The sequence below is a fragment of the Halomonas sp. 3A7M genome (assembly GCF_014897875.1).
Taxonomy (GTDB): Bacteria; Pseudomonadota; Gammaproteobacteria; order Pseudomonadales; family Halomonadaceae; genus Vreelandella.
Map to the genome: position 1 here is coordinate 28,135 of NZ_JABUZD010000050.1, position 14,091 is coordinate 42,225.

Here is a 14,091-nt window from a genome sequence, read left to right on the forward strand (position 1 = left end):
AATTCATGCAAGTTTCCGTCGAGACGACCTCCCAGATCGAACGCCGTATCACTATTCAGGTGCCGGCCGCCGAAATCGACGAGGCCGTCAGCGCTCGCTTAGTAGACACCGCGAAAAACGTTCGCCTGAATGGTTTTCGCCAAGGCCGAGTGCCGATGGCTGTAGTTCGTCAGCGCTATGGCGACAGCGTGCGCAATGAGGTGGTAGGTGAAGTGATGCGTGAGCGCTATGTGCGTGCCATCACGGAAGAAGGCCTTAATCCTGCCGGTTTTCCCCAGATTGAGCCAAAAGTAAACCAAACTGGCAAAGACCTAGAGTTTGTGGCAGTTATGGAAATCTACCCGCAGGTTGAGCTTGCGTCTATCGAAGGCACTGAAGTTGAGCGTCCGGTAGTGACGGTTAGCGATGCTGATGTCGACGAAATGATCGATACACTGCGTAAGCAAAATGCTGCGTGGGAAGAAGTAGACGCCGCTGCTGCTGATGGCGATCAAGTTACCATCGACTTCCAGGGCTTCCTGGGTGATGAGCCGTTTGAAGGTGGAAGTGCTGAGGGCCATGCTTTAGTTATTGGCTCCAACAGCTTCATCCCAGGCTTTGAAGAGCAGTTGATCGGTGCGAAGGCGGGTGATGAGAAAACCATCACTGTTACCTTCCCTGAAGATTACCAAGCAGAGCATCTTGCAGGCCAGGAAGCCACCTTTAAAGTCACCGTTCATAAAGTCAGTAGCCAAACGCTGCCGGCCGTAGACGCTGAGTTTATTGCGCGCTTTGGTGTTGACGATGGCGATGAAGAGAAATTCCGCGCTGAAATCAAAAAGAACATGACTCGCGAAGCGGCCCAAGCGGTGGATAACCGTGTTAAGCAGCAGGTGTTGGATGCGCTGAAAAAAGCGAACGATATTCCTGTGCCAAGTGCGCTTGTTCAGCAAGAAACTGATGGCATGAAGCGTCAGGCAGCACAGCAGTTCGGTCTGGGCGAGGACTTTGATGTCAGCCAGCTGCCGAATGAACTCTTCGAAGCGCAAGCGAAAGGCCGCGTCCAGGTAGGATTGCTGCTGGCCGAGGTTATCAAGGCGAATGAGTTAGACGCTGATGATGATGCAATTAAGGCTAAGGTTGAAGAGCTGGCAGAGCAGTATCAGGATCCTTCCGAAGTGGTTGAATACTACATGGGTAATGAGCAGCTCAAAACCCAAGTGAAGTCTGCCATCCTGGAAGAGAAGGCTGTTGATAAGCTGCTGGAGCAGACGAACGTTAAAGACGTTGAAATGTCTTACCAGCAGGCATTGGCAGCGGCTCAGCAACAGGCCGAGCAAGATGAAGGTGTTGAAGAAAGCGAACAAGCTAGCGCTTAACTTCATCGCGTGGCGCATCCCATGTGGGTGCGCTTTCCCTTACCGGACGCAAGGAATCACGAATGAGTGAGTTTGATATTCAAAACGCCGGCGGTTTAGTGCCCATGGTGGTTGAGCAGAGCGCCAAAGGGGAAAGAGCCTATGACATCTACTCACGCCTGCTAAAAGAGCGTGTTATTTTCCTGGTTGGACCAGTTGAAGATTACATGGCGAACTTAGTGGTGGCGCAGCTGCTGTTTCTTGAGTCAGAGAACCCTGATAAAGATATTCACCTTTACATTAATTCGCCTGGTGGGTCTGTTACGGCAGGTATGTCTATCTACGACACCATGCAGTTTATTAAGCCTGATGTGTCGACCGTATGTATTGGTCAAGCAGCTAGCATGGGTGCACTGTTGCTGACAGCAGGCGCAGCAGGTAAGCGTTATTGTTTGCCTAATTCCCGTGTGATGATTCACCAGCCGCTGGGTGGCTATCAAGGCCAAGCGTCTGATATCGAGATCCACACCCGTGAGATTTTAGGTATTCGTGAAAAACTGAACCAGATTTTAGCCCATCATACTGGTCAAGAACTTGATACTGTTGCTCGGGATACTGACCGTGACAACTTTATGAGCGCCACTAAAGCCCAAGAATATGGCTTGATTGACGCAGTGCTGGATAAGCGGCCTACATCCTGATAGCGTGGTAGGATTCTGCTTTTCTAACGAGCTTTTCCGGCGGCGTAAGCCGCCGCAGTGATAGAGGTACGCGAATGGCCGACGGCAAAGGCAAGGACGAAGGTGGCAAGCTTTTATACTGCTCGTTTTGTGGTAAGAATCAAAACGAAGTACGTAAGCTAATTGCAGGCCCGTCCGTATATATCTGCGATGAGTGTGTCGACTTATGTAATGACATCATTCGCGAAGAAGTTCTCGAAGCCGATGCCGAGAGCGATGAAGAGCGTTTACCTACGCCTCGCGAAATACGTCATACGTTAGACGACTATGTCATCGGACAAGATCGCGCCAAAATGGTGCTATCTGTAGCGGTTTATAACCACTACAAGCGTCTTAAGACGGAAGTGCGCGAAGGCGATGTAGAACTAGGTAAATCAAATATTCTGCTCATTGGTCCTACCGGTAGTGGTAAAACACTGTTGGCGGAAACCATGGCGCGGTTATTGAATGTACCTTTTACCATTGCCGATGCCACTACACTGACAGAAGCGGGTTATGTGGGTGAGGATGTTGAAAACATCATCCAAAAGCTTCTGCAGAAGTGTGATTACGACGTCGAAAAGGCTGAGCGAGGCATTGTTTATATCGATGAAATCGATAAGATTTCGCGCAAGTCTGATAACCCTTCCATCACACGTGATGTGTCGGGCGAGGGTGTCCAGCAGGCACTACTCAAGTTGATTGAAGGCACAACAGCATCCGTGCCGCCGCAGGGTGGTCGTAAACATCCCCAGCAAGAGTTTGTTCAGGTCAATACGGCCAACATGCTGTTTATTGTGGGTGGCGCTTTTGCGGGTCTTGATAAAGTTATCCGTGACCGTGCTGAGAAAGGCGGCATTGGTTTCAATGCTAGCGTGAAGAGCAAAGAGTCTTCACGTGGTGTAGGTGAGTTACTGGCCGACGTAGAACCAGATGATTTAGTGAAATTTGGTTTAATTCCTGAGTTTGTTGGACGTCTGCCCGTGATTGCGACGCTCACGGAGCTAAACGAAGATGCGTTGGTACAGATCTTAACCGAGCCTAAAAACTCGCTGGTTAAGCAGTACGCCAAGCTCTTTGAAATGGAAGATGTGACGCTCGAGTTTAGAGACGAAGCGCTGCGTGCTGTTGCTACCAAGGCAATGGAGCGTAAGACTGGCGCGCGAGGTTTGCGATCTATCCTTGAGTCTGTGCTGCTAGACACCATGTACGAGATTCCTTCGCTTGAAGGTGTTAGCAAAGTGGTGATTGATAGTTCAGTGATTGCAGGTGAAAGTGAGCCACTACTGATCTATTCGCAGCAGGAAGACGCTCGTGTTGATGGCACCGACGGCTAGTCCCGACGTGCACGCCACGGCCTAGCTTTTACCGCTTGCGCCAAACCAAGGGGTCGCCTAGGCGACCCCTTGTTATTCATAAGTTATTCATGAAATGTTTGCCTAGCTGCTCAGCGCCCTAGCGCCATGCTTTTCATACTGTGAGGTACTTGGCTAAGTACCCTTTCAAGTACTCATCCGATTTTGAGGAACGTCTGCGATGCAGCAGAACGCCGATCAGACACAATGTCTACCCCTGTTGCCTTTGCGGGACGTGGTTGTGTACCCGCAAATGGTTATTCCACTTTTTGTTGGTCGTGAGAAGTCCATCCAAGCGTTGGAAGCGGCGATGGAGGCCGACAAACGTGTGCTGCTGGTGGCTCAGCGTGAGGCCTCCCAGGATGAGCCCGATAACGCTGATCTTTATGCCATGGGCACCGTGGCCGATATCATGCAACTGCTAAAATTGCCTGATGGCACTGTAAAAGTGCTGATTGAAGGTAATTTTCGCGCTGATGTTATTGATATTGAAGAGCACGAAACGGGCTACACCCAAGCTTACTTGGTGCCTCGCGAGAGTGAGCCGCTAACCAGTCGTGAACAAGAAGCACTGGTACGTGTGCTGCTCAACCAATTTGAGCAATACGTCAAACTGTCCAAAAAAGTGCCTAACGAGGTGCTCAATTCGCTTTCTGGAATTGAGGATCCGAGCCGGTTGGTCGATACCATCTGTGCGCACTTGTCATTAAAAATAGGCGACAAGCAAGAGTTGCTCGAAATGGATCGCGTGCGTGATCGCATTGAGCATTTAATGGCGCTGATTGAGTCCGAAATTGATTTGCTGCAGGTTGAAAAGCGCATCCGCTCACGTGTGAAAGAGCAGATGGAAAAGACCCAGCGCGAGTATTACCTCAATGAGCAGATGAAGGCCATCCAGAAAGAGATGGGTGAGCTGGATAATGTGCCAAATGAGGCCGAAAAATACGAGCAAGCCATCGCTTCATCTGGAATGCCCAAAGAAGCGGCAGAAAAGGCTACTCAAGAGCTTAGTAAGCTGAAAATGATGGCTGCTAACTCGGCCGAAGCTACCGTGGTTCGCTCTTACCTAGACTGGCTAATAGCCGTCCCTTGGAAGAAGCGTACCCGCGTCAAGCACGACTTAGTGAAAGCGCAAGAAGTGCTGGATCAGGATCATTACGGCTTAGAAGAAGTCAAAGCACGCATCCTTGAATATCTTGCAGTACAGAAGCGCGTGCGTAAGATGAAAGGGCCTGTATTATGCTTGGTGGGCCCACCAGGTGTGGGTAAAACCTCTCTTGGTCAATCTATCGCACGGGCCACGAATCGTAAATATGTTCGCCTGGCGTTAGGTGGCGTACGTGACGAATCTGAAATTCGCGGTCATCGCCGCACCTACATTGGCTCGTTGCCGGGTAAGTTAATGCAGCGGATGAGCCGTGCTGGCGTTAAGAACCCACTGTTTTTATTGGATGAAGTCGATAAACTCGGTATGGATCACCGCGGTGACCCTGCATCAGCGCTGCTAGAGGTGCTTGATCCTGAGCAAAATAATAGCTTTAGTGATCACTACCTTGAGTTGGACTACGATCTGTCAGAAACGCTATTTATCTGTACTGCTAACTCAATGAATATTCCTGGTCCGCTGTTGGATCGTATGGAAATCATTCGTTTGCCGGGTTACACCGAAGATGAAAAGCTAGCGATCGCTAGGCGCTATTTGTTGCCGAAGCAGCAAGAAGCGAATGGCCTCAAAACAGAAGAGCTGGCGCTCAATGATGATGCTCTGCTAGAACTAGTGCGTTATTACACCCGTGAAGCTGGGGTGCGAGAGCTGGAGCGTCAGATCGCCAAAGTCTGCCGTAAGGTGTTGCGCGAGCGTTTAGAAGCCGAGCAGGCAGCGAGTGGTAAGCAGGGTAGCCATCTGCAGGCTCAACAAGTACTGGCAGCTGAAGATATTGAAGCCTATGCCGGCGTGCGCCGTTATAGCTACGGGTTGGCTGAGCAGGAAGATCAAGTTGGTCGTGTGACAGGGCTAGCGTGGACATCGGTTGGCGGCGAATTGCTGAATATCGAATCTGTTGTTACGCCCGGCAAAGGACGTATCAACAAAACCGGCTCGCTGGGCGATGTTATGAAAGAGTCGGTGAGTGCGGCGCAAACGGTCGTTAAGGCGCGTGCAAAAGAGTATGGTATTGATCCGCAACGGTTTGAGAATGAAGACTTGCACATTCACGTTCCGGAAGGTGCTACGCCTAAAGATGGCCCAAGTGCAGGCATTGCCATGGTAACCGCGATTGTCTCTGCCTATACTCAACGCCCTGTGCGTTGTGATGTGGCCATGACAGGCGAAGTGAACCTACGTGGCGAAGTGATGCCCATTGGGGGGTTAAAGGAGAAATTGCTGGCAGCCCGTCGCGGTGGTATAAAGACGGTCTTAATTCCTGAGGAAAATCGTCGAGACCTCAAGGAAGTGCCAGAAAATATTAAAGGGGCACTTGATATCCGTCCCGTACAGTGGATAGATGAAGTACTGGCCGTAGCGCTACATAACGATCCAATTGACGAGAGCGTCTCGTTGAAAGGTTCTGATCCGGCTTTTAATTCAACCGTCGTAACGAGTACCCATTAAGCGTTAATACTCCATTGAGTTTTAACATTACTTAATAGTTTTGCCCAAGACCTTGAGTTGCGGGCATTTCTCGGCACTGTCGCTTGACAGGGGTTTCAAGGCATTGCTATAAAACACAGCTACGCTTTGAAGTTGTATCTAACGGTGGCAGTGCCGTTCAGAGCCATTTTTTTGAAACAGTTAAGGGGTGAAGTGTGAATAAGTCCGAGCTGATTGAAGCTATTGCCGCGTCTGCTGATATTCCTAAAGCAGCGGCAACCCGCGCATTGGATGCCATGGTGGAGTCTGTCACCGATAGCCTCAAAAAAGGCGAAAGTGTTTCACTGGTAGGTTTTGGTACTTTCGCAATTAAAGAGCGTGCCGCTCGTACTGGTCGTAATCCGCAGACCGGCCAGCCGATTGAAATTAGCGCTGCGAAAGTCCCCAGCTTCAAAGCCGGTAAAGCGCTGAAAGACGCCGTCAACTAATTGGCTCGCGTTTGCTGTAAGCTAATGGGCGCATCGCATTCGCGATGCGCCCATGTTTTTTTCTGGCCCGATAGTTAGGGCGATAGATAGCTGTGATGATCTGAGGCTAGCATGCTGCAAAGTATTCGAGATGGCTCCAGAAGCTGGGGTGCCAAAATAATTATCGGTGTCATGGTGGCTGCCATGGCGCTTTTTGGCGTGGAGTCGCTGTTTAGTGTCTTTGGCGATGACCCTAATGAAGTGGCGAGCGTTAACGGCGAACCAATCATGCGTCAGCAGGTTGAGCTTGAGGTACAACGTGCGCTTCGCTCTGGACAGGTGCCACCAGAGCAAGAGCGGGCGCTTCGTAATGATGTCCTTGACCAGTTGATAACTCAGCAACTGCTAACACAATATGCTGAAGACGGTGGTGTGTTCGTCTCCGATGCCCAACTAGACCAAATGATTGTTGGTCTGCCAGAGTTTCATGATCAAGATGGTCGGTTCTCGGCTGAAATATTCCGCAACCGTCTTGCTGGTGCAGGATATACCCCAGTGGCGTTTCGTGAAGAGCTGCGTGCCGATATCAAGCGCCAGCACTTGCAGCAAGGCCTTGCGTTTAGCGACTTTAGCTTGGAAAGCGAGCAGGAACGCTTAGCTGAATTGCAGCGCCAGCAGCGCAGTTTTCGCTATGTTTTATTAGATGCCGATGATGTAAGCGTAGAGGCGAATGTTACTGAAGCGCAAATGCAGGAATATTTCGATGCAAACCAGGCACGTTTCGAGCGTCCTGAGCAGGTGCGCGTTGAGTATGTGTTAGTTGACCGTCAAGCGATGGCGGAAAACGTTGAGGTTAACGAGCAGAGCTTGCGCGATGCGTGGCGTGAGCAGAATCGCAATGCCGATCGACGTGTCTCTCATATTATGGTGACGTTTGGCGAAGAGCGCAGTCGCCAAGAAGCGCAAGCACACGCTAATGAGGCTTTAGAAGCCTTGAACAGCGGTGAAACTTTCGCCGATACGGCACTGCGTTATTCAGATGATACGGCGAGTGCTGAGGAAGGCGGCGACTTAGGGGTTATTAGTCGTGGTTTCTTTGGTGATGCCTTTGATGAAGCTGCTTTTGCTCTCGATGAAGGTGAAACATCTCAACTGGTGGAAATGGATGGTGCATTTCATATCCTTCAGGTAACCGAGCTGGTAGCACCCGCCTTTGAAGAGCAGCGTGAGGCACTTCAGCAAGATGTTGCTCTGCGTGAAGTCAATGATGAGTTCAATCAGCAAGTTCAGCGCTTAATTGATGAGAGTTTTGCTGCCGATGATCTGCAAAGCGTAGCGGATGACCTCGGTCTAACGCTAAACCAGACTGACTGGTTAGCACGCGGTGAAGGTGAGGGCGTGCTTTCAGAGCCGGGGGTGCTAGATGAGGCCTTTAGTGCTGATGTGCTAGAAGAAGGCTATAACAGCGAAGTGATCGAGCTGGATGATGATCGTCGCCTTGTGCTGCGTGTTGCGGAGCATCGCGAAACGACTCAACTCACGCTAGACGATGTGCGTGACGAAGTCGCTAACGCTGTTGTTGCTCAACAACGCCAAGAAGCACTTGAGCAAGAAGCGGCTCGTATGATCGAGGCGGTGGAAGCGGGCGAGGCCAGCAACATTGATTGGCTTGAGGCTAGCAATATATCGCGCCAGTCTGACACTGTGCTTCCCCAGGCGGTAGTGCAACAGGTGTTTCGTATGCCGCGTCCGCAGGAGGGTGATAGCGTTTACCGTTCTGTGTCACTTCCGGAAGGCGTTGCCATCATAGCGTTGGATAGCGTATCCGTAGGCGAAGTTGACGAGCAGCTTACTTCTTTTGTAGCTCAAATGGCTGAACAACTCCGCGCCCAGTCTATCATTCAGGGCTTGGTAGACGATCTGCGTAGTGACGCGAAGATTGAGCGTTAATTAACGCGTTTTTATTAACCCAAAAAGCCGGCCAAAAATTGATTTGGCCGGCTTTTTTGATGGTTTTTTGCTGATGTGCAACGTTAAGTATTAGGGTGGGTTGGCTAAGGTGAATTGACGCAGAATAGGCATGGCGTCATGCTCTGCCGTGCGTTCAACGACAATGTCCCAGCCATGGTGAACATCCCAGTCACCAAGAACAAAACGTTTTGCAGGTACCTCCTCAACCGTCAGGTCATGTACCTTTGGCCGGTGTGTGTGACCATGAATCATGGTGGTGACACCAGAGTACGCCATCAGCGCCACCACTTCTTCGTGTGTCACGTCCATGATCGCTTCCGCTTTACTCGCGTTGGCATCGCCCGACTGCATACGCAGACTCTTGGCAAGCTCCAGTCGCTGATCAAGGGGTAAGGATAGGATTTGCGTTTGCCACTGAGGATCTCTGGACTGTTGGCGGAACGCCATGTAAGCATCATCTTTAGTGCAAAGACTGTCGCCATGTAGAATAACGACAGGCACTCCTTGGAGTTCCACCGTTTGGCTTTCGGGTAGCAGAGAGGCTTGGCACTCACTGATAAAGCGCTCGCCAATCAGAAAGTCGCGATTGCCGTGCAGGAAATAAATCGCAGTTCCGTTGCTGCTTAATTTGCGTAACCGTCTGATCACTTCCCAGGCAATGTCGCTAAGAGGATGTGGTGTGTCAAGGAGATCATCTCCGATCCAGGCGTCAAACAGGTCGCCTAGAATATACAGGGCGTCAGCCCCAGTAGCGGTGTGCTCTAAGTAATGATAAAACCCCTGATTAATCTCAGGGGTATCACTGCTTAGATGCATATCAGCTATCAGCAGAGTGCGCATAGAACTCCCGTAATTAGTCGGCTTCTTTTACATAGGCGCGCTCAATGATGACATCGTCTGCGGGCACGTCAGCATGCATACCACGACGTGTGGTGCTTACACCGCGGATGGCGTCTACCACGTCCATGCCGTCGACAACCTCGCCAAACACTGCGTATCCCCAGCCTTGAAGACTTTTACCACTATGATTCAAGAAACTATTGTTACCAACGTTGATAAAGAACTGCGCTGTGGCAGAGTGAGGGTCTTGAGTGCGTGCCATTGCCAGTGTGCCAACCGTGTTTTGTAAACCATTGTCGGCTTCGTTCTCGATCGGATCACGCGTTGGCTTTTGGTTAAAATCTTGATCGAAGCCACCGCCCTGAACCATAAAGCCATCGATAACACGGTGAAACAAAGTGCCATCATAAAAACCATCGCGGACATATTGCTCAAAATTAGCGGCAGTTTTTGGCGCTTTTTCATGATTAAGCGCAATAGTGATGTCACCGTGGTTGGTCTGTAATACGATCATAGATAAATTCCTGTTCAATAAAGGCGTTCGCCTTGGCGCTGTGCATCGGCGTCACGTTATAATAGCGGTTTTGCTTGGCACCGCGAAGCGCAAACCCTAATAGCTTAGGCATTGGTTGCCTAGCCCGCCATCCACCATGAGGTTATCAACACCACCATGACCAACGAGACCACCCCAGCGCCGAACTTCATTCGCAACCAAGTACGCGACGAAATAGAGGGCGGCCAGGTCACCAAAATCGTGACGCGCTTTCCTCCCGAACCTAATGGCTTTTTACATATCGGTCATGCAAAGTCGATCTGTTTAAACTTCGGGTTGGCAGAGCAGCTAGGTGGTGAGTGTCATCTGCGCTTTGACGACACCAACCCCGCGAAGGAAGAACAGGCGTATATCGACGCTATCAAAGAGGACGTCAGCTGGTTAGGCTTTAACTGGGCAGGCCCAGTTCGCTTTGCTTCTGATTATTTCGACCAGCTTTATGCGTGGGCACAACATCTTATTCGCGAGGGCAAAGCTTACGTTGATGATCTTTCGCCAGATGAAATTCGCGAATACCGTGGCACACTCACGGCACCGGGTAAGCCAAGTCCTTACCGCGAGCGCAGCGTTGACGAAAGCCTAGATTTGCTGGAACGCATGCGTAACGGCGAGTTTGGCGAAGGCGAAAAAGTACTGCGTGCAAAAATTGATATGGCGTCGCCCAATATCAATCTTCGCGACCCGATCCTTTACCGTATTCGCCATGCCAGCCACCATCAAACAGGTGACAAGTGGAAAATCTACCCGTCGTACGATTTTACCCATGGTCAGTCTGACGCCATCGAAGGCATTACCCATTCAATCTGTACGCTAGAGTTTGAAGACCATCGCCCGCTTTACGAGTGGTTTTTGAATAACTTGCCGGTTCCCGCCAAGCCGCGCCAAATCGAGTTTGCTCGACTTAATTTGGATTACACCCTCACTTCGAAGCGCAAGCTGAAACTGCTGGTTGACGAGCAGATTGTTGATGGCTGGGACGACCCGCGTATGCCAACTATTTCAGGTATGCGTCGTCGCGGCTATACGCCGGCATCCATTCGCAAGTTCTGTGAGATGATTGGTGTTACGCGCGCCGATGGAGGTTTGGTGGATATTGCCATGCTAACGCATGCGATTCGCTCTGATCTTGAGGACAATGCGCCGCGGGCAATGTGCGTATTGAAACCCCTTAAGGTGGTACTGACCAACGTTCCTGAAGACCATGAAGAAGTGTATGACGTGCCTGGGCACCCCGCGCGAGAAGATATGGCGGTGCGTAAGGTGCCGTTTAGTCGCGAGCTGTATATTGACCAAGACGACTTCATGGAAGACGCGCCCAAAAAGTTTTTCCGTTTAGCGCCCGGCAAAGAAGTCCGCCTGCGTAACAGCTACGTGATTCGTTGTGATGACGTTGTTAAGAACGAAGCCGGTGACGTGACGGAACTGCACTGTTCGGTGGATTTCGATACGCTAGGTAAAAACCCTGAAGGCCGCAAGGTGAAAGGCGTGATTCACTGGGTGAGTGCCGCCCATGGTGTACCGATGGAAGTGCGCTTGTATGACAATTTGTTCACGGTTGAACAGCCGGATCGTGACAAAGATGTCGACTTCCTCGAACACCTGAACCCCGACTCCTTGGCGGTGTGCCACGCCATTGGCGAGCCCAGTTTGGCGGATGCTGTTCCAGAAGATCGTTTCCAGTTTGAGCGGGTGGGCTATTTCTGCGCTGACCGTCATGCTTCCAAGCCAGGGCAGTTGGTGTTTAATCGTACCGTTGGGTTGAAAGATAGCTGGGCGAAAATCAAACAGAAGGGCTAAGGAATCGTCATATGCACATTTATAATACGCTGACACGCCGCAAAGAACCGTTTACCCCGCTGGTGGCGGGTAAAGTCAGCATGTATGTCTGCGGCATGACGGTGTATGACTACTGTCACCTTGGCCACGCGCGGGTCATGGTGGCCTTCGATGTGATAACCCGCTACCTGCGTTATCGCGGTTATGATGTTACTTATGTCCGTAACATCACCGACATTGACGATAAAATTCTCAAGCGTGCCGAAGAGAATAACGAATCGATTAGCACACTCACCGAGCGCATGATTCAGGCAATGCACGAAGACGAAGCACGTCTTGGTGTATTGCCCCCAAGCCATGAGCCTCGGGCGACAGGTCATATCGATGACATTGTTGCCATGATTGAGACGCTGATTAAGAAAGACTTTGCTTATGCTGCTGCCAATGGGGATGTGTATTACCGGGTACGCAAGTTCGCTGATTACGGCAAGCTAAATAATCGTCAACTTGATGATATGCGTTCTGGTGCTCGGATTGAGGTTGATGTTCATAAAGAGGACCCGCTTGATTTTGTGCTTTGGAAAGCCGCTAAACCGGGCGAAGCACACTGGCACTCTCCTTGGGGCAATGGCCGCCCAGGATGGCACATTGAGTGCTCAGCAATGTCGACGTGCTGCTTAGGCGACACCTTCGATATTCATGGTGGTGGTCCTGACCTTACGTTTCCTCATCATGAAAACGAAATTGCCCAATCAGAGGCGGCGACTGGTAAAACCTACGTCAACACCTGGATGCATGCCGGGGCCGTGCGGGTTAACCAGGAAAAGATGTCAAAATCGTTGGGTAACTTTTTTACCATCCGCGATGTGTTGGCAGAGCATGATCCGGAAGTCGTGCGTTTCTTGCTAGTGGCTAGCCACTACCGTAGCCCAATTAACTACTCGGTAGACTCTCTCCATGAGGCTCGCAAATCGCTGACGCGCTTTTACACAGCATTAGAGGGTGTGGAAGTGTCATCTAGCGGTGACGGTGACGAGGCAGGCTATGCTGAGCGTTTCACCACGGCGATGGATGACGACTTCAATTCGCCTGAGGCGTTAGCGGTATTATTCGATCTGGCGCGGGATCTCAATCGCGCTAAGAGCGAGTCGCCAGAAAAAGCGCAGCGTTTAGCATCGGAATTAACACGTCTAGCGGGTGTGCTAGGGCTTTTGCAGCAAGATCCTCAGACTTTTTTGAAAGGTAATCAGCAGCAGGTAGCGCTGAGTGAGACTGAGATTGAGGCCAAAATAGCACAGCGTAAAGAAGCAAAAGCCAATAAAGATTTTGCTCAGGCAGATGCTATTCGAGATGAACTAGCGAGTTTGGGTATTATCCTGAAGGATTCCCGTGAGGGAACAACCTGGGTGATTGAAGCGCCTTAAGCGTTATCGATGTTGAGCGTGATGACAGTGAGGGCATTGAATAGAAACGTTGTAAATGTCAGGCGCCGTTGATATGGCGTCTGACGTCAATGTCGTTGGCTCTTATACTGAGATGATACCTTCAAGACGCTAAATAATAGGATGACCACTATGCGCTTTACTCTAAAACCGACCATCGTCGCTTGCTTATCAGCCATTACTTTTTCGACTGCTTACGCCAGCGACCCTGTTGTCGTGTCCTCCAAAATCGACACAGAAGGGTCCGTGCTGGGTGAGCTGATTATTCAAACGCTAGAGCGTGGCGGTGTGCCTACAGAAGATCGCCTACAGCTAGGTGGCACCAGCGTTGTGCGTAGTGCGCTTGAAGCGGGAGAAATCAACCTTTATCCCGAATATACCGGTAACGGCGCTTTTTTCTTTGATATGACTGACAGCCCTGTCTGGAATAGTGCAGAGGATGCCTACCAGACTGTTAAAGAGCGCGATGCGGCGCAGGGGCTAATATGGCTGAAGCCTGCTAGCGCTAATAACACCTGGGCCATGAGTATTCGTGAAGACGTGGCGACGGCCAACGGCTTAACGACCCTTGATGACCTTGCCGACTATGTTAACGAAGGCGGCGAGTTTAAATTCGCAGCGAGTGCAGAATTTGTAGAGTCCGCTCAGGCATTGCCTGCATTTCAGGATGCTTATGGTTTTGAACTTGGCGATGATCAACTGCTTGTACTGTCCGGTGGTAATACGGCGGCTACTATGCGAGCCGCTGCCCAACAAACAAGCGGTGTTAATGGTGCCATGACCTATGGCACCGATGGTGGTTTAAGTGCGCTGGGACTGGTTGTTTTAGAAGATATTAAGGGGGTTCAGCCGGTATATCAGCCGTCGCCAGTGGTGCGTGCCGAAGTGCTGGATGCCTACCCTGAAATTGAGACGCTACTCAACGACGTATTTGCAACGCTTGACCTTGTGACGTTGCAAACGCTGAACGCTGATGTAGCGGTGAATGGTTTCTCTCCTGATCAAGTCGCAAGCGACTATCTTGATAGCCTGGATGACTAA

Annotated in this window: 11 protein-coding genes; 9 read left to right on the plus strand and 2 right to left on the minus strand. The window is 50.7% G+C overall.

The genetic code is table 11. The features are described 5' to 3' along the window. Nucleotides 1–5: 5 nt before the first annotated feature. The 6 genes from tig (at nt 6) to INT19_RS03880 (ending at nt 8,418) form a co-directional block, all read left to right on the plus strand. Nucleotides 6–1,358, plus strand: coding sequence for a trigger factor (gene tig / locus INT19_RS03855; protein ID WP_089038316.1), 1,353 nt, complete (start codon nt 6–8; stop codon nt 1,356–1,358). A gap of 62 nt (nt 1,359–1,420) precedes the next feature. After that, complete coding sequence (gene clpP, locus INT19_RS03860) at nt 1,421–2,038, plus strand: ATP-dependent Clp endopeptidase proteolytic subunit ClpP (RefSeq protein ID WP_089038315.1); 618 nt, start codon at nt 1,421–1,423, stop codon at nt 2,036–2,038. Nucleotides 2,039–2,112: 74 nt separating this feature from the next. Further along, nucleotides 2,113–3,393: an ATP-dependent Clp protease ATP-binding subunit ClpX gene (gene clpX, locus INT19_RS03865; protein WP_038483940.1), complete on the plus strand. Its 1,281-nt coding sequence runs from the start codon at nt 2,113–2,115 to the stop codon at nt 3,391–3,393. 199 nt (nt 3,394–3,592) lie between these two features. Further along, entirely contained in the window at nt 3,593–6,022 is a 2,430-nt protein-coding gene (lon, locus tag INT19_RS03870) for an endopeptidase La (RefSeq protein WP_038483943.1), read from the plus strand. Between the two features lie 194 nt (nt 6,023–6,216). Next, nucleotides 6,217–6,489 (plus strand): HU family DNA-binding protein, encoded by a 273-nt coding sequence (locus INT19_RS03875; protein ID WP_009724302.1) that lies wholly within the window; start codon nt 6,217–6,219, stop codon nt 6,487–6,489. Nucleotides 6,490–6,600: 111 nt separating this feature from the next. Then, the gene (locus INT19_RS03880) at nt 6,601–8,418 is read left to right on the plus strand and encodes a SurA N-terminal domain-containing protein (protein WP_193059785.1); all 1,818 of its coding nucleotides are present in this window, start codon (nt 6,601–6,603) and stop codon (nt 8,416–8,418) included. 90 nt (nt 8,419–8,508) lie between these two features. On the opposite strand, the gene INT19_RS03885 is transcribed toward INT19_RS03880, so the two are convergent. Continuing rightward, complete coding sequence (locus tag INT19_RS03885; RefSeq protein WP_193059786.1) at nt 8,509–9,279, minus strand: UDP-2,3-diacylglucosamine diphosphatase; 771 nt, start codon at nt 9,277–9,279, stop codon at nt 8,509–8,511. Nucleotides 9,280–9,292: 13 nt separating this feature from the next. After that, nucleotides 9,293–9,793, minus strand: coding sequence for a peptidylprolyl isomerase (locus tag INT19_RS03890; RefSeq protein WP_038483952.1), 501 nt, complete (start codon nt 9,791–9,793; stop codon nt 9,293–9,295). Between the two features lie 156 nt (nt 9,794–9,949). Here INT19_RS03890 and INT19_RS03895 point away from each other — a divergent pair, with 156 nt between their 5' ends. From INT19_RS03895 to osmF, 3 genes are all read left to right on the plus strand, one after another. Continuing rightward, on the plus strand, nt 9,950–11,629 hold the full coding sequence (locus tag INT19_RS03895; RefSeq protein ID WP_038483956.1) for a glutamine--tRNA ligase/YqeY domain fusion protein: 1,680 nt from the start codon (nt 9,950–9,952) through the stop codon (nt 11,627–11,629). An 11-nt stretch (nt 11,630–11,640) separates the two neighbouring features. Then, a complete protein-coding gene (cysS, locus tag INT19_RS03900) occupies nt 11,641–13,032 on the plus strand; it encodes a cysteine--tRNA ligase (protein ID WP_193059787.1) in 1,392 nt (463 codons plus the stop codon). A gap of 150 nt (nt 13,033–13,182) precedes the next feature. Beyond that, nucleotides 13,183–14,091, plus strand: coding sequence for a glycine betaine ABC transporter substrate-binding protein OsmF (gene osmF, locus INT19_RS03905; RefSeq protein WP_193059788.1), 909 nt, complete (start codon nt 13,183–13,185; stop codon nt 14,089–14,091).

Coding starts and splice junctions, on each gene's coding strand:
- tig (WP_089038316.1), top strand. CDS start 6: ATGCAAGTTTCCGTCGAGACGACCTCCCAGATCGAACGCCGTATCACT.
- clpP (WP_089038315.1), top strand. CDS start 1,421: ATGAGTGAGTTTGATATTCAAAACGCCGGCGGTTTAGTGCCCATGGTG.
- clpX (WP_038483940.1), top strand. CDS start 2,113: ATGGCCGACGGCAAAGGCAAGGACGAAGGTGGCAAGCTTTTATACTGC.
- lon (WP_038483943.1), top strand. CDS start 3,593: ATGCAGCAGAACGCCGATCAGACACAATGTCTACCCCTGTTGCCTTTG.
- INT19_RS03880 (WP_193059785.1), top strand. CDS start 6,601: ATGCTGCAAAGTATTCGAGATGGCTCCAGAAGCTGGGGTGCCAAAATA.
- INT19_RS03885 (WP_193059786.1), bottom strand. CDS start 9,279: ATGCGCACTCTGCTGATAGCTGATATGCATCTAAGCAGTGATACCCCT.
- INT19_RS03890 (WP_038483952.1), bottom strand. CDS start 9,793: ATGATCGTATTACAGACCAACCACGGTGACATCACTATTGCGCTTAAT.
- INT19_RS03895 (WP_038483956.1), top strand. CDS start 9,950: ATGACCAACGAGACCACCCCAGCGCCGAACTTCATTCGCAACCAAGTA.
- cysS (WP_193059787.1), top strand. CDS start 11,641: ATGCACATTTATAATACGCTGACACGCCGCAAAGAACCGTTTACCCCG.
- osmF (WP_193059788.1), top strand. CDS start 13,183: ATGCGCTTTACTCTAAAACCGACCATCGTCGCTTGCTTATCAGCCATT.